Raw genomic sequence first — 21,178 nt, forward strand, 5'->3', positions numbered from 1 at the left:
CGGGTCCACCGGGGACGCGTCGATCGGTGAGGTTGTCAACGGATCCCCAATCCGCGGGCAATCACACCGCGCAACACCTCGTTGGTTCCGCCGCGCAGGGTAAAGCCGGGGCGCTGGTCGACCGCGGCGGTTATCAGCTCCGAGGATGCCGCATCGACGCCGCCATGCCGGTCGGCAAGGTCGGCGATGTCACCTTCGACAGTGGTGCCCAGCACCTTGACCACCGCCGCGGCCACGTCAGCGGAGTCGCGGCGCTCCAGGGCGCCGGCGACCGCGGTCGACATCTGGTGCAGGCCGGCGACGCGGGCCACCAGGCGCCCGAGGCTCTCGTCTCGCGAGATGCGCTGGGTCGCCATGTTGGCGGTGGTCGCTGCGAGCAGAACGAAAGTAGAGAGGAAGCGTTCGGGTCCGCTGCGCTCAAAACTCAACTCGGACGTCACCTGCGCCCAGCCGGCGCCGATGTCACCGAACACCATGGCGTCGGGCACAAATGTCTGGTCGAGGATCACCTCGTTGAAGTGGTGCGCTCCGTTCATCGAAATGATCGGACGGACCTGCACCCCCGAACCGCGCAGGTCGACGATGAATTGGCTGAGCCCATCATGGCGCTCGTCTGGATTCACCGGTGCAGTGCGGGCAAGCACGATGAAGGCGTGGGCGCGGTGTGCGCCCGACGTCCAAACCTTCGTGCCCGATAGTGACCAACCGCCCTCCACACGCACGGCGCGGGTACGCACGCTGGCCAGATCAGAACCGGAATCGGGCTCGCTCATGCCGATAGCGAAGAAGCAGTCGCCGCGTACGATCCGAGGCAAGAATTGCGACTTCTGCAGTTCGGTGCCGTGTTTCAGCAGTGATGGCACGATCTGGCGGTCGGCGATCCAGTGCGCGGCGACCGGTGCGCCGGCGGCCAGCAGCTCCTCGGTAACCGCGAACCGTTCCAGAAATGAGCGCCCATGTCCGCCGTACTCGACGGGCACCGTCATACCGATCCAGCCGCGCGCCGCCAGGGCGGCGGTGAAAGTCTCGTCCCACCCCGTGAGCCAGGCGTCAACGGACGGGGTGAAGGCGCCCGCGGCGCGTTGGTCGGCGAGAAACTGACGGACCTCCGCGCGTAGCGCCTGCGTCGATGGGTCGACGGCGGCCGGTGGCACCATCCGGGGCAGCGCCATCAGGTCGTCTTCCACTTGGCGATGCGCCGTTCATGTTCGGGATCGCGGTGTGCCAGCGGCTGCATGGCCGCGGCCATCCCCAGCGTGGTTTCCAGTGACGCCGTCTGCGATTCCCGCAGCAACCGTTTGGCCATCCGCAGCGCGTGCGCAGGGTTTGCAGCGATGCGCTCGGCCAACGCGTGCGCGTGGGCGAGCAGGTCGTCGTGTGGCACCACCCGGCTGACCATGCCCCACTGCAGGGCGGTCGCCGCATCGATGCGGTCACCGGTGAAGGTCATCTCGGCGGCGCGCTCGTAGCCCACCGCCCGCGGCAGAAACCAGGTTCCCCCGTCGCCGGGGATCAGGCCGAGCTGTACGAAGCTCTCGGCGAAGGACGCCCGCTCAGAGGCCACTCGGATGTCGCACATCATCGCCAGATCGCAACCGGCGCCGATGGCCGGCCCATTGACTGCTGCGATCAGCGGAACCTCGAGTCGGGCCAGCGCCCGCGGAATCCGTTGGATGCCGTCGATGTAGGCGTGCCGTTGGGCCCGAGCGTCCAGACCGAACATGCCGTCTCGGTCGGCCATCTCTTTGACGTTGCCGCCGGCGGAGAAGATTTTGCCGCGCCCGGTGAGGATCAACGCACGAATGTCGGTGTCGGCGTTGGCATTGTCGACCGCGGCCTCGAACGCGGAGATGAACGCTTTGTCGGTGATCGCGTTGCCAAGGTGCGGCAGGTCGATCGTCCATACCTGCGTGGGTCCGCTGGTCGCGATATCGAGAGGCCCGCTCATGCCGGCAGCTGCAGGGACTTGGTCTGCAAGTACTCTTCGAATCCGGCGCGGCCGAGTTCACGTCCGATGCCGGACTTCTTGTAGCCGCCGAACGGTGCCACCGGGTTGTACTTGCCGCCGTTGATGTCGAGCTGGCCGGTCTGCACCCCGCGCGCAAAGGCGATGGCCCGGTCGGTGTCGGCCGCCCACACCGCGCCCGACAGGCCGTATGGGGTGCCGTTGGCGATGCGCAGGGCGTCGGTCTCGTCGGTAAATGGGATGACCGCCAGGACGGGACCGAAGACCTCTTCTTGGCCGAGTTCGGAGTCCGGGTCGACGTCGCCGAACACCGTGGGTGCGATGTAGTAGCCGACCTCGCGGATCGGCTCGGCGCCCCCGGTGATCAGGCGCGCACCGTCGCGTTGGGCGCGCTCGATGAATCCCCGCACGGTTTCGAACTGGCCCGCCGAAGCCGAGGGTCCGATTCGGGTCGCCGGGTCGAGCGGATCGCCCACGGTGTATTTCGACACGGCGGCCTCGATCAGTTCCAGGGCCTCCCCGTAGCGGGACTGGGGCACCAGCATCCGTGTCCAGGCCATGCAGGTCTGGCCGCCGTTGAGGAAGGCGTTGCCGACTCCGACCTTGACCGCGGTCGCCAGGTCGGCGTCGTCGAGGATGACGTTGGCTGACTTGCCGCCAAGTTCAAGTGCGACCTTCTTCACCGACCGCCCGGCCAACTCCCCGACGCGGGCTCCGACGCCCGTGGAACCGGTGAACGAGACGAAGTCGATCTCGGGATGGGCGGCGATGCGCTCACCGATCAGCGCGCCGCGCCCCGAAACCAGGTTCACCACGCCGGCGGGCAGACCGGCCTCCTCGAGGGCCTCGACGAACTCGAACACCGACAGCGGTGCTTCATTGCTGGGTTTGAGAACCACCGTGCAACCGGCCGCGATCGCCGGGACCACCTTGGCGACCACCTGATAAAGCGGATAGTTCCAGGGGGTGATTGCGCCGACCACGCCGTAGGGTTCGCGCAGGATCAGCGAGTTTCCCACTTGTTCTTCGAATTCGAAACCATCAAGGACGGCAGCGAAGCCGCGGGCCACCGCCAGCGGGACCTGGGTCTGCACGGTCTGCGCGATGCGCACCGGCGCACCCATTTCCCGGGTGATCGTCTCGGCGATGTCCGGCAGACGCTTCTCCAGGGCGGCGATCACCGCCGCGACGCGCTGGCGGCGCTCGGCGACGCTGATCAGCGGGTCAAAGGCGCGCCGTGCTGCGGACACTGCCGCATCGACGTCTGCTTCGGTACCTCCGGGAACCGTGCCGATGACCTGTTCTGTCGAGGGGTCGATCACCTCGATGAGGTCCGTGCCGGCCGGCGTGATCCACTCGCCGCCGATGAACAATGTCTTCCTGGCGTAGTCATGCATTGGTCGTGGTCTGCTTTCTGTCGTTAGGGCACGATGCTCGCGCGAACGTCGCGCTTGCTCTCGGCCGCCGCGAAGGCGTCGTTGATGTTGTCGAGTGGGTAACAGGCCGCGGCCAGTCGGTGCAACGGCAGCCTTGCCTGATGCTGTTCGAGAAATGTCAGCGCCCGCGACAACACGATGGGGTCGTACAACGAGACGCCGACCATCATCTTGTTGCCGAAGACAAAGCGGGACGGGTCGAATTCGAAGGTCTTGCCAATGTTGATGTTTCCGATCTCCACGTAGCGGCCGAATTGGCCGAGCATCTTGAGGCCTTCGTCGATGGCCGAGGGATGGCCGACCACCTCGACCACGACATCGGCGCCCTGGCCGTCAGTCAGTTGTCGCACGAGCTTGGTCCGGTCTTTGACCGTCGCGACGTCGTTGATGTCGATGACCGTGTCGGCGCCGAAGGCGGTCGCCAGCTCTAGGCGCTCGGCCACGCCGTCGATGGCGATCACGCGGGCAGCGCCGCGCGCTTTTGCCACCGCCACTGCGTACAGACCCAGCGCACCCGCCCCCTGCACCACCACCGATTCACCAAGCTGCAGGTCGACACGCTCCAGACCGTACATGACCTGTGACAGTGCGCAATTCGCGCCTGCAGCGATGTCATCGGATACCGAATCGGGGACCGTGTAGACCACCGCCCCGGCGGGCAGCAGGAAGTAGTCGGCGTAGCCGCCGACGAAATAGGGTGGCTCGTCGGCGCGGCCGAGCATGGCCATCGTCAGCTTCAGACAGGCGTTTCGCCTGCCCGCCAGGCAATTTCGGCAGGTGTGACACGAGAAGAAGTAGGGAAAGACCACCCGGGTGCCCACGGTCAGCGGCGCGCCGTCCGAATCGGTGGTGACACCCGCGCCCAGCGCCTCGATCGCGCCGACCATTTCATGGCCCAACACGGTGGGTAGTTGACCTCCCAGGCCGCCGGTGGCGAATGTGCCGTGCCAGGCGTGTAGGTCAGAGCCGCAGATGTTGGCGCGACTCACTTTGATCAGGATTTGACCAGGACCCACCTCCGGAAGGCTGACCGTTTCGATGTCGAACGGCTTACCGGGTTGGTCGAATCGCGCGATGCGGCCTTTAAACACAGAGAGCGGTCCCTTCATTGGCTGGCGAATTCGAGGGTGAAAGCGTCCCGCAGGGCGCGTTTGAGAAGTTTGCCGCTGGGGTTTTTCGGCAGTGAATCGACGAAGAAGACCCGTTTGGGCGTCTTGAAGCCGGCGAGATGCTGCCGGCAGTGCACGACGACGTCGTCTTCGGTGAGGGTGACGCCGTTGCGGGTTACTACTGCGGCGACCACGGCCTCCACCCAGACGGGATGCGCCAGACCGAATACGGCGGCCTCCTGGATCCCGTTGTGGCGGTACAGAATTTCTTCTACTTCGCGGCTGGCGACGTTCTCGCCGCCGGTTTTTATCATGTCTTTTTTGCGGTCCACGACGTGCAACAGCCCGTGCTCGTCGTAGTAACCCAGGTCGCCGGAATGAAACCAGCCGCCGCGGAAGGCCTCCGCCGTTTTAGCAGGGTCGTCCAGGTAGCCGACCATCAGATGCGGGCTGCGGTGGGCGATTTCACCCACCATGCCGGGTGCCACGGGGCAATCCTCGTCATCGAAGATGGTGGTTTCGACGTTGACCACCGGGCGTCCGGCCGCGCCGGCGTGGGTGTCCTGCTCGTCGGGTCCCAGCGCCGAGGCGAGCGGCGCCATCTCGGTTTGCCCATAGAAGTTCCACAGCCTCAGATTCGGCAGCCGTCGGCGTATTTCGTGTAGGACTTCGGCGGGCATCGGTGAGGCGCCGTAGTAGCCCTTGCGCAGGCTGGACAGGTCGACATCGTCGAAGATCGGGCAACGCAGCAGTGAAATCCACACCGTCGGTGGCGCAAAGTAATTCGTCACTCCGTACCGCGCGATGGTACGCAGGACCAATTCGGGGTCCGGCCGCGACAGGATGATGCTGGTCGCTCCCAGATAGAGGTCGGTGGCCAAGAAGTTGTCCAACTGCGCGCAGTGATAAAGCGGCAGTGAGTGGATTTCGACGTCGTCCGGTGACATCGCCCCGGCCACGATGGTGCTGACGTACTGCCACATCAGGCTGCGGCTGGTGTGCATGACGGCCTTGGGCCGTGATTCGGTGCCACTGGTGTACATCAGCCGCACGAGTTGCTCATCATCGATGGGCGGGTTCGGTGCGGCTGTGGTCGTGGTGAGCCACTGACCAAAGTCGTGCCAGCCGACAGGAGGGATGGCGCCGTCGGCCATCAGCGCAACTTTTGTCGTGACCGCCCCGCCCAAGCGCATCGCCTTTTCGGCTATCGTCGTCAGAGCGGATTCGACGACGAATCCACGGACCCGGCTGTGCCCGAGGATATAGGCGATCTCCTCGGCCGTGAGCATGAAATTGATGGGCACCAGGACCACCCCCGCGCGCGCGGTCGCGAATGCCAAGACCGCGAACTGCCAGCAGTTGTGGGACAGCAGCGCCACGCGATCGCCGGGGGCAAAGCCGTTGTCGCGCAGCGCGGCTGCGGCTTTGTTCACCAGCTGGTCGAACTCGGCGAAGGTCAGCACCACATCACCGTCGATGATCGCGGTTTTCTCCGGCTGCCGGCGGGCTGACCGGCGGGGGATGTCGCCGAGCGATTGACTGCGCGCCTGAGCGACCGCGGCGTCCAGTTCCCGTGTCACTCGGTCGTCGTGGTGCGCGGGTTGCATGGGACGAACACTAGGTCCAAATGTCGTTTTCCGTGATCCTGACCTCCCGCTGAGTAGACAACAGCGGTGCCCGGGGTGGCGGCGGGCTTCAGACTCAATGGCATGACCGCCGCTACCGAATCGACGTCGCCCACCGGACCGGCCGCTCCTGATCCCGACGAACTGCGCGCCAACCTGCGTCAGGCGGACCCGGGTGTGCTGGTGGCCGTGCTGGCGCAGCTCACCGGCGACTTGTCGGTGATCGACACCTACGCGCCCAAGATCTCCTATGTTGCCGACCCGCCCGAGCAGGCCGGCGTCACAGACGCCGACACGGCCGATTCGCTGGTGAACGCCCTCGTCGAGGCGCTGGGACGGCCACGATGCACCGATGCGACATCCCCTGTGGACCGGGACTTCTTCGCAAAGCTGCTACCTGTAGCGCTGGGTTCGCAGGTCGATGACGAGCAGGTGGACCTGTTGCTCGAACAGGGCGGCTTCCAGCGGTCGCGGCCAACTTTGCCGCGAACTGTGCCGATCCCCGAGACAATCACCATCGCCATCATCGGTGCCGGTCTGGCCGGGATCAGCGTCGCGCTGGCCGCCGCCGCTGAGGGAGTCGCGTTTGAGATCTTCGACCGCAATGACGAGGTCGGCGGCACCTGGCTGACCACCACCTACCCGGGCATCGGTGTGGATACGCCGTCGGCGTATTACTCGCTGTCGTGGGAGGTGAACCCGGACTGGAGCAGCTACTACCCGCAGGGTGGGGAATATCAGAACTATTTGGTGACGCTGGCCGATAAACACAAGCTGCGCGACCACATTCGGTTCGGCACCGAGATCGAGGCGTTGTGGTGGGACGACGAACGCAACCAATGGCAACTCCATGCGGTCGATGCCCAGGGCCGTCGCACGATCAGCTACGCCAGCGTCGTGGTCGCCGCGGCGGGCTACCTCAACCGTCCGCGCTGGCCGGACATCAAGGGTCGAGACACCTTCGCGGGCACCAGCATTCATTCGGCGCTGTGGGATTCTTCCCTCGATCTCACCGGCAAGAAGGTGGCCGTGATCGGGGCGGGCTGCACCGCCGTACAGATCGTCGACGCGTGTGTCGACCAGGTCGAGCACCTGACGGTGTTCCAGCGGCAGCCACACTGGGTGGCGCCGCGTAAGCGGCTGACCGATGAGGTGCCCGCGTTCCGGCGTTACCTGGGACGGCATCTGCCCTACTACGCGAAGTGGCACCGGCTCAAGTCCTATTGGGGCACCGCGGACAACAACTACCCGATCATCCTGCAAGACCCGGACTGGAACAAAGATCACCTGTCGATCTCGCCGGCCAATGACGTGCTTTTGCAAATGTGCCTGCGCTACATCGAGGACACGTTTGGAAAAGACACCGAGCTGGCCAAAAAGGTCACCCCGGACTTCGCGCCCTACGGCAAGCGGATCATCCGTGACCCGGGCGGCTACTACGCGGCGTTGACCCGCGACCATGTCGACGTGGAGGCCAGCGAGCCGGCCGAGGTCAACCCGAAAGGCATTGTCACCCAGGACGGCCGGCAGATTGACCTCGATGTCATCGTCTACGCGACCGGCTACTACTTGGACTTCTTATCCACCGTGGACATACGTGGACGCGGCGGCAAGAAGCTGGCTGACGAATGGGGTGACAACCCCCGTGCGTACCGTGGTGGCACGGTGCCCGGCTTTCCCAACCTGTTCATCATGTCGGCACCCAACTACAGCCCGGGACACGGTGCGGGAGCGAACTTCTCTATGGAGGTGCTCGCGCACTACATCATCGAATGCTTGCAGTTGATGGCGCTCCGCCGCGCCACCACGATCGAGGTCACCCAGCAGGCGTACGAGGATTACGTTGCCGCGATCGATGAGGCGATGCTCGGCACGGTATGGTGCCACACACCCAACGCCCACACTTACTACCGGTCCGGCTCGGGCCGGGTAGTGGTGGCCACCCCGTACCGACTGGTCGACGTCTGGCATCAGCACCGAGCGCCGAGCGAGCAGGACTTTACGCTGCGGTGAACGAGTTGCTGACTGGCAGGACGGCTTTGGTAACCGGAAGCAGCCGCGGCATCGGTCGCGCGGTGGCCCAACGGCTGGCGGCCGAGGGTGCCACCGTCGCGGTGACGGCGCGCGCTCACGCGCCCTCACGCTCGCAGCGCGCCGGGTCCGATCGCACGCTACCCGGCACGATCGAGGAGACCATCGCCCTGATCGAAGATGCCGGCGGGTCGGCGTTCGGGGTGGTGGCCGACCTCGAAGACGCCCAGGCGCGCGAGACCCTGGTCGACCAGGTGCTCGACCGCACAGGCCGCATCGACATCTTGGTCAACAACGCCGGCTTCGCCGACTACTCGGTCATCGAGGACATGCCGCTGCAGACCTTCGACCGCACCGTCGACCACTATCTGCGCACGCCCTTCGTGTTGACCAAGGCCGCGGTTCCGCACATGCGCAAGCTGGGCGGCGGGTGGATCGTCAACATCGGCTCGGTCACCGGTGTGGCACCGGTGCGGCCGTACCGCGATTACAACAAGACCTCCGGCGATGTGATTTACGCGTCGTGCAAGGCCGCACTGCACCGGTTCACCCAGGGGGTCGCCGCCGAACTGCTCGACGCGAACATCGCGGTGAATTGTGTTGGCCCGTCGACCGCTGTGCGCACTCCCGGCGCATCCTCGCTCATCCCTGAGGGCTTTCCGACCGAGCCGGTGGAGTATCTGGCCGAAACCGTGCTGGCAATGTGCCATCTACCGGCGGCTGAACGCACCGGCCTGGTGGCGTTTAGCTTGCACTACCCGTGGTCACAACGCCTGCGGGTGCACAGCCTGGACGGAAAAACCGAACTGCCGCCACTCGAACCGCCGGCGAACGCTAATACGAACATCCTGCCCGCCGGGATGTGAATCCCTCGGCGGACAACGGAGATCCGCCCGACACTGACGAGGCCCGAGACCGACTAGGTGGGCGATGCGGTCAAGACGGGGTGATCGCATCGACAGAAGCTGTGGCACACTCGGTCTCGGATGATGACGTCGGGGCATTCGGGATCAAACCAGCGGTCCACGACTGCCCAGTGGATCGGATGCATCAGGTAGGGGCCCATCAGCGCATCGAAGTCGCTGAACTCTTGCTCGAACACGTGGGTCCATCGTGATGCCCCGACCGCATCGTCGACCCGGCTGAGCTGCCATGCCCTGATCGTCGGTATGAAGCGCGGCATCGAGGCCAACTCGTCCTCGAAACGCGCAACGGTGTCGACGTCCGTGTCGGGCAGCACGCGTAAAAGCAGGGCCCGGTAGACTGTGCCCGGGCGGCCGCCATTGGGAGTTGGAGCACCCCTGTAGCTGACCCCGTTGACATGGGTGATCGCGGGATCGCCCAAAATCGCGGTGAAATCGTCTGCGGCGGTAAGCCATTGACTCGGGGAATCAAACCTCAAGTGGACGAGGACGTCACCGCCGTTGCGCGCCCCGGGCAGCGTCGGTTCGACGAGCCGGTGACGGGCGCCGGTCGCCTCAGCGCTCGCGCGCACCAGCGTGAGTATCCGGTCGCGGTGTTCGTCTGCGACGTCGAGGAGGCGGGTGACGTTATACATCGCAGAGCCCGTCGACGTCGTCGGCGGCCGCAGCGACCGAGCGGGAGCGCTCGGTGATGAGTTCCTCGATCTGGTCCCACCACCGGGCCAGCGTCGGGTCGGGGCGGCCCTTCCAGGTCATCTCCCACCAGGCCTGGGCGGTCGGCAGGGCCCAGGTGATGGTGACGGTGTTGGATTGGTCCGTGAACCAGATCGGGGGACTAACCAGGACATCGCGCAGCGTCATTCCGCGGGAGCGGGCACCGGGCGCGTACTCGGCGAGGTAGGTTTCCACGAACTTCCGTGCGCAGCCAGGCCGCGTCACCACCCTGTCGATCACGAAAATTCGACCGTCGGCCATGGGCGTGACCGTACCGACCGTGTGTAACCCCGGACAGGTTCAGTCCCGGCCATCGGGAGGACCTCATTGCCCCCCGTCCGGCTGGGCACCACGGTGGGAGGATGAGCGCTTCCTTCAGTCCCGTGCAGCTCGGCCCGGCCACCTTACGCAACCCGATCATCAAGGCCGCGACCTCCGAAGGCCGATCGCCCCAGGGGCTGGTCACCGATGATCTAATCGCGTTTCACCGGGCGTTCGCCGACGGGGGAGTGGGCATGACGACGGTGGCCTACTGCTGTGTCGCGCCCGAGGGCGCCAGCGCCCCGGGTCAGATCGTCATGAGCTCACAAGCGCTGCCCGGCCTGCGCAGACTTACCGATGCCGTGCACGGGGCGGGTGCGGCGATCTCGGCCCAGCTCGGCCACGCCGGGGTGGTAGCCCCCAGGGCGCTGACCGGGGTGACCGCCCTGTCGCCGAGCCGGTTCGTCAATCCGACGTCGTTGGCCTACTGCCGGGCGATCACCCGCGACGAGATAGCAGCCGTCATCGAGCAGTTCGGCGCGGCGGCCCAGGTAGCGATCGATGCCGGATTCGACGCGGTGGAACTGCATTTCGGACACCTGTATCTGCCGAGCTCGTTTTTGAGCCCACTTATCAACCGCCGCACCGACGAGTACGGCGGCTCCATCGACAACCGTTCCCGCCTGGCACGGGAGATCGCCGAACGCGTCCGCGAGGTGGCCGCCGGACGGATCGCCGTTATCGCCAAATTGAATATGGACGACGGACTGCCCGGCAGTATCTGGATCGATGAGGCGTTGCGCACCGCGCAGCTCCTCGACACCGACGGCACGCTCGACGCGCTCGAACTGACCCAAGGGTCCTCGGTCTTCAAGCCGATGTACCTGTTCCGGGGCGACGTCCCGGTGCGCGAATTCGCCCGCGTCATGCCGGCCGCGCTGCGGCCCGCCATCAGGCTGGCCGGCAAGCGCGTGATGGGCAGCTACCCGTATCGCGACCTCTACATGCTCGAAGCCGCACGCCAATTCGTGCCGGTGATGCGCAACACCAAACTGATCCTGCTGGGCGGCATCACCCGCCGCGACCACGTCGAGACCGCACGAGAGGAGGGATTTGACTTCGTGGCGATGGGTCGGGCGCTGCTGCGGGAACCCGACCTGGTCAACAAGATGATCGCCGACCCGGGCAGTCGCAGCCGGTGCAATCACAACAACAAGTGCATGGTCACCGTTTTCGGCCGCACCCACTGCGTGCTCGATCCCGACCAACGCTATGGGCCACCTACCAAGATCGAGGAGCAGCCCGCCCAGCCCGCGGAACGGTAATCAACCCAGCAGCGTGGCCAACTCGCGGCACGCCTGCCGCCGGGCTTGGTGAGCGATGTCGAGCATCGGCATCGTCATGAACCCATGGATGCCTCCCTCGTAGCCGCACCGCACGGTGACTACCCCGGCGGATTGCAGCGCGTCGGCGTAGGCGATGGCTTCGTCCCGAAGCGGATCATGCCCGGCGGTGACCATCACTGCGGGCGGCAGTCCGTGTAGGTCCGCTCGCAGCGGTGAGGCGTAGGGATGGTCGCGGTCGGCGGGTGCGGGCACATACTGGTCCCAATACCATTGCAGCGCAGCCGCCGGATTGTAGAAACCCTTGCCGAACAGTCGATATGACTCAGTGTCGAAGCCGGCCGCGAGCATCGGGTAGAGCAGCAGCTGCGCGGCAATCGCCGGGCCACTGCGATCGCGCGCCATCAACGCCACGACGGCGGCCAGGTTGCCGCCCGCGCTGTCACCGCCCACCACGACCGCGCGCGAATCTCCGCCGGCGATGTCGGCGGCCCATCGGGTGGCGGCGTACACGTCCTCGGCCGCGGCGGGCCACGGATTTTCTGGAGCCAGCCGGTATCCCACGGAGACCACCACGGCGGGAACGAGGTTGGCCAGACTGCGGCACAGGCCGTCGTGGCTGTCGAGGTCGCAAAACACGAATCCGCCGCCGTGCGCGTATACCAGGATCGGCAGGCCCGCGTCGTCGGCGTGGCCGCGGGGCCGGTAGATCCGTATCGGGATGTCAGCACCGGCGCCCGAAATGGTCTGATCTCGGATTGTGGCGACCGGCTCGGGTTGGGCGGGCGGTACCAACCGCTCGCGGATGGCCGCCCTGGCCTGGGCGCCCGTCATGGTGTGCACCGGCGGAAAGCCCGCGTCCAGCCCCTCAATCAGCGCGGCGACCTGGGGGTCGAGGTTCACGCGTACTGCAAGGTGGGCTGCGGCGCCGGCATCGGGCGTTGGGGCAGCAGCGGTCGCATTGTTTGCAGCGTGGGCGCCACGCGGTGGGCGCCGTCTTCGATGTTGCGCCAGATGTTCACCGCGGTCATGCGGACCGGGGTGGTCAGTCGCTGATCGAACATCATGCGATTCATCGGCGCGCACACCGACACCGCGGCAATCGCCTCACCGGGGTTGCCGATGGGGGCCGCCACGCAGCCAAAACCAAGCAGCGACTCCTCGCGCTCGAAGGCGACGCCGTGGGCGCGCACCTTGGCTAACTCAGCGGCAAGTTGCGAGCCGGTGCAAATGGAAAACTTGGTCTTGCGGGCCTGCAGATGAACGTCGGCATGCTGGTCGCCATAGGCCAGGATCGCCTTGCCGACCGCGGTACAGTGCGCGGGTTGCCGACCCCCGACCCTGGTGGGGATCGCGTTGATCAGTCGGTCACCGATCTTGTCGAGGTAGACAACGTCCGGCCCGTCCAGAACCGCCAGATGAACGACAAGCCCGGTGGCGCGGTGCAATTCGCCCAGCAAGGGGGCGGCTGCGCGCACCAGGCGGTCTTGGTGCACGGCCAGTGAGCCCAACTCCACCAGCCGCATGCCGAGCTCGTAGTCGCGGCCGTTGCGGCGTAGCCAGCGCAGCTGGACCAATCGCTCGAGCATCCGGTGCGCCGACGAGCGCGGCAGGCCCGTGCGACGCACGATCTGGGCGAGCGTTAGTCGTCCCGGTCCTTCGAAGGCGTCCAACACCAAGGAGACGCGGTCGATGACGGCGGTGGGAGTTGCTGGTTCCAGGGGCGCTGACATCGGTCCTCCAAAGCTCCATTGCATCTGGCTGTGATATCTCTATTAGAGATACCTCAGTTTGTACCATAGCCCTGTGCTCGCTGTCACATGGCATGCCAAAAGCGCCACCGGCCACAGCTGTGTCGGGTGGGAGATGTATGAATCAGTGCAGGTCGGCTAGCCCTTGGCCGCCGACCGGCCCGCGCACCGGCCGTAGAAGCTACCGTCGCCCAGCGAGATGCCGCTGGCGTAACCCCAGGCGGCGAGCCCGGCGGTGACGCCGCCGAGGTAGATGAACCCGCCGGCCATCGCCGCGGCGCCGCCCCGCGACCCGGTGCGTTCGGTCACCAGCACATCGGCGCGGGAGCGCGCCGCCTCGAACGCCGCGGCGGCCCCGGCCACCCCGTAGCCGGCGATGACCACGTCGGCCTCGTCATCCCACGAGGTGACCGAGGAGGCCGGGAGCGCGGTGACGTCGGAATCGGGCGTCATAACCGCATGGCCGCGGGCATCTCGCCGATCCACTGGTGTCCCCAGTAGCTGTCGGCGGTGATTTCCTCTGCGGTGTAATAGGTTTCGTCGACACGCATGCCGTCGGTGCCGAATTCGATGTCCCAGTCCCCGGGCGCGCGGACGTAGAACGAGACCATCTTGTCGTTGGTGTGCCGGCCCAGGGTGGAGGACAGCTGGAAGCCCTCGGCGTTCACCCGGTCCAGCGCCTGGCCGACGGCGTCGAGGCTGTCGACCTCGACCATGATGTGCACCAGGCGCGGGTCGCGCTGGTGTGCGGCCGGCACGATCGCCAGGCTGTGGTGGCGTTCGTTGATGCCCAGGAACCGAACCCGCACGGGCCCATACTGTTTGGGCAAGGGCACCCGGAACGCGCCGCGGGAGCGGAACCCCAGCACCTCGGTGTAGAAGTCGAACGGCCCGTTGGGGTCCATCGCCGGCACCACCACGTGGCCCAAGCCCTGGTCGCCGGTCACGAACCTCGCGCCGAACGGGGTGACGACGGGGCTGTGGTCGAGCACCGCCCCGTGGAACACCTCGAGCGTGGTGCCCGCCGGGTCCTCGAAGGTGATCACCTCTTCCACGCGCCGGGCCTCGGCCTCCTCGGTCGACAGCTGCTTGTACGCCACGCCGGCGCGGTCGAGGGAGACTTGCACTCGCTGCAGCGCCGGGCGGTCACGCACCTCCCAGCCGACGGTCAGCACCCGGTCGGTCTCACCGGGCACCACGATCAGCCGGGCCGCGCGCTCGTCCATCCGCAGATACAGCGCGCCCGGGTCCGGACCCTTACCCTCGGCGAAACCCAGGACACCAAAGGCGAAGTGCCGCCAGCGGTCGATGTCGCTCGTCGAAATGGTGATGTAGCCCAGGCTTTTCAGGTCACCCACGTCAGCGCTTCCTCTTGTCGCCTCAAACGTGCTAAATCATCGCGCGGAGCGGACCCTGCGGGTCGACGCCCAGCGAACTGAGCGCCGACGCGTGATACACGGTGCCAGGGACATGAATGGCATGCGCCTGCCCGACATGTGCATCACGCCAATAGCGCTGGAGCGGCTTGTCCATGCGGGCCGCGTTGCCGCCCGAGCGGGCGAAGATCTCGTCGACCGCCGACACCGCGCGCCACACCGCGCGCACCTGGGTGCGCCGCCCGGCCGCGCGGTCGGCGAACGACACCTCCTTGCCGGCGGCGACCATGTCGTAGATGCGGTCGGCGTTGGCCAGCAGCTCCTGCCGCGCGGCGTTGATGTCAGCCGCGGCCTCCCCGACGGCGTACATCACGTACGGGTCGTCCTTGATCGCGGTTCCGCTGGCACCCACGCGGTCCCGCTGGTAATCCAGGTGCGCGGCCAGGGCACCCTCGGCGATCCCGATGGTGGCCGCCGAGATGCCCAGCGGGAACATCGTCGACCACGGCATCAGATACAGCGGCTCGGTCATGCCGGCCTCGCGCTGGGCGGTGCCGTCCATCACCTTCGTGGCGTCCATCGTCCGGTAGGACGGGACGAACGCATCCTTGACGATGACGTCCTTGGACCCGGTCCCGCGCAGCCCCACCACATCCCACGAGTCCTCGACGATCTCGTAGTCCTTGCGCGGCAGGATCATGTGCAGCATCTGCGGCGGCATCAGCGGCTTTCCCTGCTCGTCGCCGAGCATCGCGCCCAAGATGATCCAGTCGCAGTGGTCGGTACCCGAGCTGAACTGCCAGCGCCCGTTGAACAGGTAGCCACCGTCGACCGGCCTGGCCACGCCCTGCGGCGCGTACGGGGACGCCATCCACGTGTCGACGTCATCGGCCCATACCTCGTTGGGCACTTTCGGGTCCGCGTAGGCCAGCTGGTAGGGGTGCACACCCACCACGCCGACGATCCAGCCGGCCGCCGGATCGAGTGCGGCGGTGGCCATCACGGTCTCGGCGAACTCGCGGGGGTGGACCTCAAGGCCGCCGTGGTTCTTGGGCTGCAGCAGCCGGATCAACCCGGCCGACTTCATCAGCTTGACCGTGTCATCGGTCAGCCGGCCGATCCGCTCGGCCTCGGGGGCCTGCTCGCGCAACTGGTCGGCCATGGCCACTACCCGGTCGATTACCCGCTCGCTCATATCCCTGTCCTTTACTTTTTGGGCGTAGTAATGATCTATCGATCTCTGCACCGAACCGGACGTCGTTCCCGGTGAGCGGACGCCGATATCAGAACGTGAGGTGCCGCTACGCGCCCAACCGAGGCTGCCAGCGGTCCGATACCATCGGCAGCCTTCTGGCATCGTCCGGTAGCCGGGAGGCAGGGCATCTAGTACCTGTCGATAGGCCTAGTCTCAGTGCCTATGGACCAGGCCCAGGGACCAGCCTCTGGATGCGGCCGCGGCCAGCAGGCACCGATGCCGGAAAAGCAAATCCTGCCGTCGGCCGCCCAGATAGCCCAATTGCCCTGTGCCGTCACGCGAACCGTGTCCCGTGACTTGATCGATGGGAACGGGCACATGAACGTGTTGCACTATCTGGATCTCGGTTCGGCCGCCGCAGACGCGTTGGTGCGTGAAATCGGGATCGATGACGCCTACCGGACTGATCGACAGCTCGGCCTCTTCACCGTCGAACACCACCTGCGCTACTACAGCGAGCTGATCGAAGATGACACAGCCGATCTCTACGCCCGCGTCCTCGACCGCTCACCCAAGGTGGTGCACATGATCTCATTCGCCGTGGATCGGTACCGGCAACGTCTATCGGCAACACTTGAGATGGTCCTTGTCCACGTCGATCTGACCCGCCGACTGCCCGTGGCGATGCCGGTCGACATCGCCGCTGCTTTCGACGAGCACGTCAGGTACTCGTCGGCCCTGGAGTGGGCCGCGCCCGTCTGCGGCGCGATGGGCGTGCGACGCCAACCATGAAACGGCCAGCGGCCCGGTGATTACCGCCGTCAAACCTATCGCCGACGGCCAAACCTCAGCAACCGCCACATATACCGCGGCAGTCGCGGAGTGGGGACGCGGGCCGGCCAGTCGTCGGCGCGGAAGTAGGCATCAGACCCGCCGTCGACGAAAAGCACGCTGCCGCAGAGAAACGCGGCGGCATCCGACAACATGAACACCATCCAGTCCGCGAGGTGCGTGGGGTCACCGAACCCACCGACCGGGACCGGAAACGCGCGGATGGCCTTGGCTTCACGCGGTGTGGCGAGCTGTCGCTCGAGCAGCGGGGTCATGACCGCGCCCGGGGCGATCGCATTGAGCCGGATACCCGCACCCGCCCACGCCGACGTGACCGCGGTCCGCCGCACCCAGCGAGCCACTGCGATCTTCGATGCGCCGTAGGCCATCGATGGGGCAGCCGATCGGAACACTCGTAGTGCACGCTCGGCCTTGTCGAGATCGCGGCCCAGTAACGCCCGCACGGCACGTCGGGGCACCAACGGCATTGTCGTTGTCGAATTGCTGCTCACTACAACAACCTTGGCGCTGCCAGCTGCCGCCAATGCCGGATGCCATGCCTCTAGGAGCTCGACCACACCGAAGAAGTTCACCGCCAGGATCCGGCCGGTGCTACCGGCGCCCGGGGTGGGTCCCACACCAGCGGCCAGTACGACACCGTCGAGTCGACCGTCGCTGGCAGCGGACACGGCAGCGGCGGCCGACCTGCGTCCGTCGGGAGTCGACAGATCGGCGAGGACGTCGGCGTCTTTGATGTCGACGCCGATCACGCGGTGACCCGCGGCCCGCAGTTTATGCACGACGGCCTGACCCATGCCCGATGCCGATCCGGTGACGGCGTAGACACCCATCTGCGTTGCCCGTTAGGTCTTGGCCAAGAGGCCCGCGTCAACGACGAGCTCGGTGCCGGTGATGTAGCGGGCATGGTCGGAGGCCAGGAACACCACGGCATTGGCCACGTCGCCGGGTTCCACCCACGGCACCGGGAGCAGGTGGCGAGCTGTGAGCACCTCGGCGGCGTCGGCCGCCGTCGGGCTGGCCAGGTCAGGCCGAAGACGTTTAAACGTCGCCTCATTGAGCACCGTCGAGGTCCCGACGGCTCCCGGGTGAACAGTATTGACGCGAATTCCGCGCGGGCCGAGCTCGTTGGCGAGCGTGCGCGCCAGCCCAACCACGGCATGCTTGCTCGCGGTGTAAGGAGCGGTGTTGGCCGTACCGCGAAGAGCGTTGGTAGAGCCGATGATCACGATCGACCCGCCGTCCTCGCCGAGGTGGGGGACGGCGGCTTTGACGGTATGCCAGACGCCGGTCACATTGACGTCGAGGGCTTGTTGCCAACTCTGGGCAGTGATCTCCCACGTCGGGGCGTGGGTGGTATGGATTCCGGCGTTGGCGACAATGATGTCAAGGCGTCCCACGTCGGCGACGGCGGCATCCACCGCGCCGGTCAGTGCGCCCAAGTCGCTGACATCGGCCAGACCTGTCACCGCGCGTCGGCCGCGCTGCGCCACCGCGGCGGCGGTCTGTTCGAGGTCTTCTGCTGACGCCGGCACGTCCACCGCGATGACGTCGGCGCCTTCGTCGGCGAATCGCTCGCACAGGGCGCGCCCGGTGCCGCGCCCAGCGCCTGTCACCAGCGCCACACGACCAGACAGGCTCGACATCAGGGCGCCTTGGTCAGCGAAAACCCTTTGTACCCGGCCTCGGCGACTTCGTTGCAGATGTCGAGGTAGGTCCCAAACCCGCCGAGAAACAGCATGAACACCCGCGGCTTGCCGGGCACGTTGGCGCCCATGTACCAGGAGTTGGCCTTGGTGAACAGGGTGGCCTCGGCTCGGCGCGCGCATTCGGCGACCCAGTTGTCCACCGCATCGGGAGTCGCCTCGATCGCCGTGTAGCCGTGGTCGTCGAGATATCTGATCGAGTCGGCGATCCAATTCACATTCGCCTCGGCGTGCAGCACCATGTTGGCCAGCACCGCCGGCGCGCCGGGGCCGCACACGACAAACAAGTTGGGAAAGCCGTCAATGCTCAGACCCAAATAGGTCCGCGGTCCATTGCTCCAGTCATCGCGCAGCCGTTTGCCGCCCCGGCCGACGATGTCGATTTTGGCCAATGCCCCTGTCATCGCGTCAAATCCGGTAGCCAACACGATCATGTCCAGGTCGTAATGGGCGTTGCTGGTGTTGATGCCGGTGGCATCGACAGATTCGATCGGCGTGTTTCGCACACTGATCAGTGTCACGTTGGGGCGGTTGAATGTCTGAAAGTAATTGCTGTCGGTGCAGATTCGCTTGGTGCCGATCGGGTGATCCGTGGGGATCAGCAGTTCGGCCAGCGCGGGATCATCAATGATGGCCCGCACTTTCTCCTCGTAGAACTTGCGCGCCTCCTCGTTGGCGTCCGGGTCGATCATCTGGTCGGAGAAGGTTTTGGAGAACAGCACCCCGCCGAGATCCCAGCGTTTTTCGAACGCCGCGCGCCGCTCTTCGGGGCTGGCTTGCATCGTCAGTTTCGGATGGGCGATGTGTGGTGAGCCGCCGCCGCTTCGCCATGATAAGCGCCTGCGTTCGGAGTAATTGGCCTTGACCCGGGCCCGGTCTTCGTCGGTCAGAGGCCGATTGCCGGCGGGGACACTGTAATTCGGGGTGCGCTGAAAGACGTAGAGTTGCGAGGCTTGTTCGGCGATGATCGGGATCGACTGAATGCCCGAAGATCCCGTCCCGATGACCGCGACGCGCTTACCGGTGAAGTCGACCGTCTCGTGTGGCCATGCCGCGGTGTGGTAGATCTCGCCGGTGAAACTCTCCAGGCCGGCAAAAGGTGGGGTCATCGCCGCGGACAGTGGGCCCGTCGCCATCACACAAAACCGCGCGCTCACCGGTTGCCCGGCATCGGTGGTCACCGTCCACCGCAACCGCTGCTCGTCGAGAACCGCCGACGTGACACGGGTGTTGAAGACGATGTCGCGGCGCAGATCCAACCTGTCGGCCACCCAGTTGACGTAGCGCAGGATCTCCTCTTGGGTGGCGTACTTTTCCGACCAGTCCCACTCCTGCTGCAGGTCATCGGAGAACGAATAGCAGTAGTCGACGCTCTCGACGTCGCAGCGGGCGCCGGGATACCGGTTGAAATACCACGTGCCACCCACGTCGGGACCGGCCTCGAACACCTTGACCGTCAACCCGTCGGCGCGCAGCTTGTGCAGGGCGTAAAGCCCGGCAAAGCCGGCACCTACGACCACCACGTCGATGCTCTGGTCCAACCCGTCGTTCGTGCTACTGGTCACGAACAGCGACGGTAGAGCCGCTGCACCCGGAATCGCAGGAGACGTCCCGGTGACTGGACGCCGGGATGGCGACCTCCCGTCCATCGGAATCCGACCAAGACATCACGCACCAACATGGCAAGGATCAGCCGCATGGCAGATGTCGAAGAACAAGGCGCTGCGCTGTGCACCGACGTCGGGGTGGCCACCGTAGACGTCGAGTTGGACGGTGCTCTCCATCGACTGGAATGGCGACGCGACCGCACCCTGGTCGACACGTTGCTTGATGCCGGGATCAATGTGCCGCACTCGTGTCGTGAAGGGCATTGCGGCTCCTGCGTGGCGACCCTGATTTCCGGCGAGGTGGATATGGCCGGTGGAGATGTGCTGGGACCCGAAGACCGCGCCGAAGGCTTGATCCTCGGCTGTCAAGCCCGACCAGTGACCGACAACATCCACATTGAGTTCTAGGCGCATGAACGGCGTGTCGATATGACGGAGTTTGCGACGTGACCGGCAGGGTCGCCGGGAAGGTGGCCCTGATCACGGGCGCGGCGCGGGGAATCGGGCGTGCGCAGGCGGTTCGGTTAGCCCAGGAGGGCGCCGATATCGTGGCCCTTGACGTGTGCGCTTCCGTTGACACAGTGGTGGTTCCGCACAGCACACGTGAAGACCTCGAGCACACCGCCGTCCAAGTGCGCGATACCGGCGCCAAAATACATACCGAGATCGTCGACGTGCGCGACCGCGACGGCGTCCAGGCCGCCACCGATCGCGGTGTGCGACGGCTGGGAAGATTGGACGTGGTGTGTGCTACCGCTGGGATCACCTCGCGTGCACTGGCGCTCGACCTCACCGAAGCGGCCTGGCGCACCATGTTGGATGTCAACCTCACCGGTGTGTGGCACACGTGTCGGGCCGCTGCGCCACACCTGATCGCACAAGGTGGGGGTGCGATCGTCCTGACCAATTCGATCGCGGGCCTTCGCGGATTGGTGGGCGTCGCCCATTACACCGCGGCTAAGCACGGCGTGGTCGGCCTAATGCAGAGCCTGGCCAAAGAACTTGCGCCGCACAATGTCCGAGTCAATTGCGTCCATCCGACCAATGTGGACACTCCGCTGATTCAAAACGACGCAGTGCGCAACGCGTTTCGTCCCGACCTCGACAGGACGCCGACGCGTGCCGAGTTCGCCGAAGCGGCCCTTCGCATGAACATGCTCGCGGTGCCGTGGGTAGAACCGGTCGATGTCGCCAACGCCGCTTTGTTTCTCGCTTCCGACGAGGCGCGCTATATCACCGCGGTCACGCTGCCCGTCGACGCCGGTGCGACTCAACGATAGGGAGGG

The 21,178-nt window shown here is 65.9% G+C and carries 20 protein-coding genes and 1 pseudogene; 6 read left to right on the forward strand and 15 right to left on the reverse strand.

The window, feature by feature from the left end; all coding sequences use genetic code 11:
* Window positions 1-35: 35 nt before the first annotated feature.
* Genes U8D42_RS22450 through U8D42_RS22470 form a run of 5 tightly spaced genes read right to left on the reverse strand, consistent with a single transcriptional unit; the run spans window position 36 to window position 6,118 of the window.
* The gene (locus tag U8D42_RS22450) at window positions 36-1,172 is read right to left on the reverse strand and encodes an acyl-CoA dehydrogenase family protein (RefSeq protein WP_322858774.1); all 1,137 of its coding nucleotides are present in this window, start codon (window positions 1,170-1,172) and stop codon (window positions 36-38) included.
* On the reverse strand, window positions 1,172-1,948 hold the full coding sequence (locus U8D42_RS22455) for a crotonase/enoyl-CoA hydratase family protein (RefSeq protein WP_322858182.1): 777 nt from the start codon (window positions 1,946-1,948) through the stop codon (window positions 1,172-1,174). Before U8D42_RS22455 ends, U8D42_RS22450 begins: the two co-directional genes overlap by 1 nt.
* Entirely contained in the window at window positions 1,945-3,363 is a 1,419-nt protein-coding gene (locus tag U8D42_RS22460; protein WP_322858181.1) for an aldehyde dehydrogenase family protein, read from the reverse strand. Before U8D42_RS22460 ends, U8D42_RS22455 begins: the two co-directional genes overlap by 4 nt.
* Before the next feature lie 23 nt (window positions 3,364-3,386).
* The gene (locus U8D42_RS22465) at window positions 3,387-4,511 is read right to left on the reverse strand and encodes a zinc-binding dehydrogenase (protein WP_085241986.1); all 1,125 of its coding nucleotides are present in this window, start codon (window positions 4,509-4,511) and stop codon (window positions 3,387-3,389) included.
* A complete protein-coding gene (locus tag U8D42_RS22470; RefSeq protein ID WP_322858180.1) occupies window positions 4,508-6,118 on the reverse strand; it encodes an acyl-CoA synthetase in 1,611 nt (536 codons plus the stop codon). Before U8D42_RS22470 ends, U8D42_RS22465 begins: the two co-directional genes overlap by 4 nt.
* A 102-nt stretch (window positions 6,119-6,220) precedes the next feature.
* Here U8D42_RS22470 and U8D42_RS22475 point away from each other — a divergent pair, with 102 nt between their 5' ends.
* Window positions 6,221-8,149 (forward strand): flavin-containing monooxygenase, encoded by a 1,929-nt coding sequence (locus U8D42_RS22475; RefSeq protein ID WP_322858179.1) that lies wholly within the window; start codon window positions 6,221-6,223, stop codon window positions 8,147-8,149.
* On the forward strand, window positions 8,146-9,033 hold the full coding sequence (locus U8D42_RS22480) for an SDR family NAD(P)-dependent oxidoreductase (protein WP_085241989.1): 888 nt from the start codon (window positions 8,146-8,148) through the stop codon (window positions 9,031-9,033). Before U8D42_RS22475 ends, U8D42_RS22480 begins: the two co-directional genes overlap by 4 nt.
* A 53-nt stretch (window positions 9,034-9,086) precedes the next feature.
* Here the strand turns inward: U8D42_RS22480 and U8D42_RS22485 are convergent, their stop codons facing one another.
* Window positions 9,087-9,725, reverse strand: a complete 639-nt coding sequence (locus U8D42_RS22485) for a Dabb family protein (RefSeq protein ID WP_322858178.1) — start codon at window positions 9,723-9,725, stop codon at window positions 9,087-9,089.
* Window positions 9,718-10,065, reverse strand: coding sequence for a hypothetical protein (locus U8D42_RS22490; RefSeq protein ID WP_085241991.1), 348 nt, complete (start codon window positions 10,063-10,065; stop codon window positions 9,718-9,720). Before U8D42_RS22490 ends, U8D42_RS22485 begins: the two co-directional genes overlap by 8 nt.
* A 101-nt stretch (window positions 10,066-10,166) precedes the next feature.
* On the opposite strand from U8D42_RS22490, the gene U8D42_RS22495 reads away from it, so the two are divergent.
* On the forward strand, window positions 10,167-11,390 hold the full coding sequence (locus tag U8D42_RS22495; RefSeq protein ID WP_322858177.1) for an NADH:flavin oxidoreductase: 1,224 nt from the start codon (window positions 10,167-10,169) through the stop codon (window positions 11,388-11,390).
* On the opposite strand, the gene U8D42_RS22500 is transcribed toward U8D42_RS22495, so the two are convergent.
* The 5 genes and pseudogenes from U8D42_RS22500 to U8D42_RS22520 form a co-directional block, all read right to left on the reverse strand.
* Window positions 11,391-12,311, reverse strand: a complete 921-nt coding sequence (locus tag U8D42_RS22500; RefSeq protein ID WP_085241993.1) for an alpha/beta hydrolase — start codon at window positions 12,309-12,311, stop codon at window positions 11,391-11,393.
* Window positions 12,308-13,141 carry an IclR family transcriptional regulator gene (locus U8D42_RS22505; RefSeq protein ID WP_085241994.1) on the reverse strand — a complete coding sequence of 278 codons (834 nt, stop codon included), beginning with the start codon at window positions 13,139-13,141 and terminating at the stop codon, window positions 12,308-12,310. The genes U8D42_RS22500 and U8D42_RS22505 overlap by 4 nt, the downstream gene beginning before the upstream one ends.
* 216 nt (window positions 13,142-13,357) lie before the next feature.
* Window positions 13,358-13,612: pseudogene (locus U8D42_RS22510) on the reverse strand (FAD-binding protein); the annotation flags it as partial.
* Window positions 13,609-14,517: a biphenyl-2,3-diol 1,2-dioxygenase gene (gene bphC, locus U8D42_RS22515; protein WP_322858176.1), complete on the reverse strand. Its 909-nt coding sequence runs from the start codon at window positions 14,515-14,517 to the stop codon at window positions 13,609-13,611. The pseudogene U8D42_RS22510 and the gene bphC, both read right to left, overlap by 4 nt.
* A 31-nt stretch (window positions 14,518-14,548) precedes the next feature.
* On the reverse strand, window positions 14,549-15,730 hold the full coding sequence (locus tag U8D42_RS22520; RefSeq protein ID WP_322858175.1) for an acyl-CoA dehydrogenase family protein: 1,182 nt from the start codon (window positions 15,728-15,730) through the stop codon (window positions 14,549-14,551).
* Window positions 15,731-16,006: 276 nt separating this feature from the next.
* On the opposite strand from U8D42_RS22520, the gene U8D42_RS22525 reads away from it, so the two are divergent.
* Window positions 16,007-16,522, forward strand: coding sequence for a thioesterase family protein (locus U8D42_RS22525; protein ID WP_322858174.1), 516 nt, complete (start codon window positions 16,007-16,009; stop codon window positions 16,520-16,522).
* Between the two features lie 35 nt (window positions 16,523-16,557).
* On the opposite strand, the gene U8D42_RS22530 is transcribed toward U8D42_RS22525, so the two are convergent.
* Genes U8D42_RS22530 through U8D42_RS22540 form a run of 3 tightly spaced genes read right to left on the reverse strand, consistent with a single transcriptional unit; the run spans window position 16,558 to window position 19,850 of the window.
* Window positions 16,558-17,412 (reverse strand): SDR family oxidoreductase, encoded by an 855-nt coding sequence (locus tag U8D42_RS22530; RefSeq protein WP_085241997.1) that lies wholly within the window; start codon window positions 17,410-17,412, stop codon window positions 16,558-16,560.
* A 12-nt stretch (window positions 17,413-17,424) separates the two neighbouring features.
* Complete coding sequence (locus U8D42_RS22535) at window positions 17,425-18,225, reverse strand: mycofactocin-coupled SDR family oxidoreductase (protein WP_322858173.1); 801 nt, start codon at window positions 18,223-18,225, stop codon at window positions 17,425-17,427.
* Window positions 18,225-19,850 (reverse strand): flavin-containing monooxygenase, encoded by a 1,626-nt coding sequence (locus tag U8D42_RS22540; protein ID WP_322858172.1) that lies wholly within the window; start codon window positions 19,848-19,850, stop codon window positions 18,225-18,227. Before U8D42_RS22540 ends, U8D42_RS22535 begins: the two co-directional genes overlap by 1 nt.
* A 132-nt stretch (window positions 19,851-19,982) precedes the next feature.
* Here U8D42_RS22540 and U8D42_RS22545 point away from each other — a divergent pair, with 132 nt between their 5' ends.
* Window positions 19,983-20,300: a 2Fe-2S iron-sulfur cluster-binding protein gene (locus U8D42_RS22545; protein ID WP_322858171.1), complete on the forward strand. Its 318-nt coding sequence runs from the start codon at window positions 19,983-19,985 to the stop codon at window positions 20,298-20,300.
* Between the two features lie 38 nt (window positions 20,301-20,338).
* Window positions 20,339-21,172, forward strand: a complete 834-nt coding sequence (locus U8D42_RS22550) for a mycofactocin-coupled SDR family oxidoreductase (protein ID WP_322858170.1) — start codon at window positions 20,339-20,341, stop codon at window positions 21,170-21,172.
* Window positions 21,173-21,178: the final 6 nt, after the last annotated feature.

The sequence above is a fragment of the Mycobacterium europaeum genome, from assembly GCF_034555895.2.
GTDB classification, from domain to species: Bacteria; Actinomycetota; Actinomycetes; order Mycobacteriales; family Mycobacteriaceae; genus Mycobacterium; species Mycobacterium europaeum.

Coding starts and splice junctions, on each gene's coding strand:
- U8D42_RS22460 (WP_322858181.1), bottom strand. CDS start 3,363: ATGCATGACTACGCCAGGAAGACATTGTTCATCGGCGGCGAGTGGATC.
- U8D42_RS22530 (WP_085241997.1), bottom strand. CDS start 17,412: ATGGGTGTCTACGCCGTCACCGGATCGGCATCGGGCATGGGTCAGGCC.
- U8D42_RS22505 (WP_085241994.1), bottom strand. CDS start 13,141: ATGTCAGCGCCCCTGGAACCAGCAACTCCCACCGCCGTCATCGACCGC.
- U8D42_RS22545 (WP_322858171.1), top strand. CDS start 19,983: ATGGCAGATGTCGAAGAACAAGGCGCTGCGCTGTGCACCGACGTCGGG.
- U8D42_RS22465 (WP_085241986.1), bottom strand. CDS start 4,511: ATGAAGGGACCGCTCTCTGTGTTTAAAGGCCGCATCGCGCGATTCGAC.
- U8D42_RS22475 (WP_322858179.1), top strand. CDS start 6,221: ATGACCGCCGCTACCGAATCGACGTCGCCCACCGGACCGGCCGCTCCT.
- U8D42_RS22525 (WP_322858174.1), top strand. CDS start 16,007: ATGCCGGAAAAGCAAATCCTGCCGTCGGCCGCCCAGATAGCCCAATTG.
- U8D42_RS22535 (WP_322858173.1), bottom strand. CDS start 18,225: ATGTCGAGCCTGTCTGGTCGTGTGGCGCTGGTGACAGGCGCTGGGCGC.
- U8D42_RS22450 (WP_322858774.1), bottom strand. CDS start 1,172: ATGGCGCTGCCCCGGATGGTGCCACCGGCCGCCGTCGACCCATCGACG.
- U8D42_RS22485 (WP_322858178.1), bottom strand. CDS start 9,725: ATGTATAACGTCACCCGCCTCCTCGACGTCGCAGACGAACACCGCGAC.
- U8D42_RS22470 (WP_322858180.1), bottom strand. CDS start 6,118: ATGCAACCCGCGCACCACGACGACCGAGTGACACGGGAACTGGACGCC.
- U8D42_RS22490 (WP_085241991.1), bottom strand. CDS start 10,065: ATGGCCGACGGTCGAATTTTCGTGATCGACAGGGTGGTGACGCGGCCT.
- U8D42_RS22520 (WP_322858175.1), bottom strand. CDS start 15,730: ATGAGCGAGCGGGTAATCGACCGGGTAGTGGCCATGGCCGACCAGTTG.
- U8D42_RS22455 (WP_322858182.1), bottom strand. CDS start 1,948: ATGAGCGGGCCTCTCGATATCGCGACCAGCGGACCCACGCAGGTATGG.
- U8D42_RS22495 (WP_322858177.1), top strand. CDS start 10,167: ATGAGCGCTTCCTTCAGTCCCGTGCAGCTCGGCCCGGCCACCTTACGC.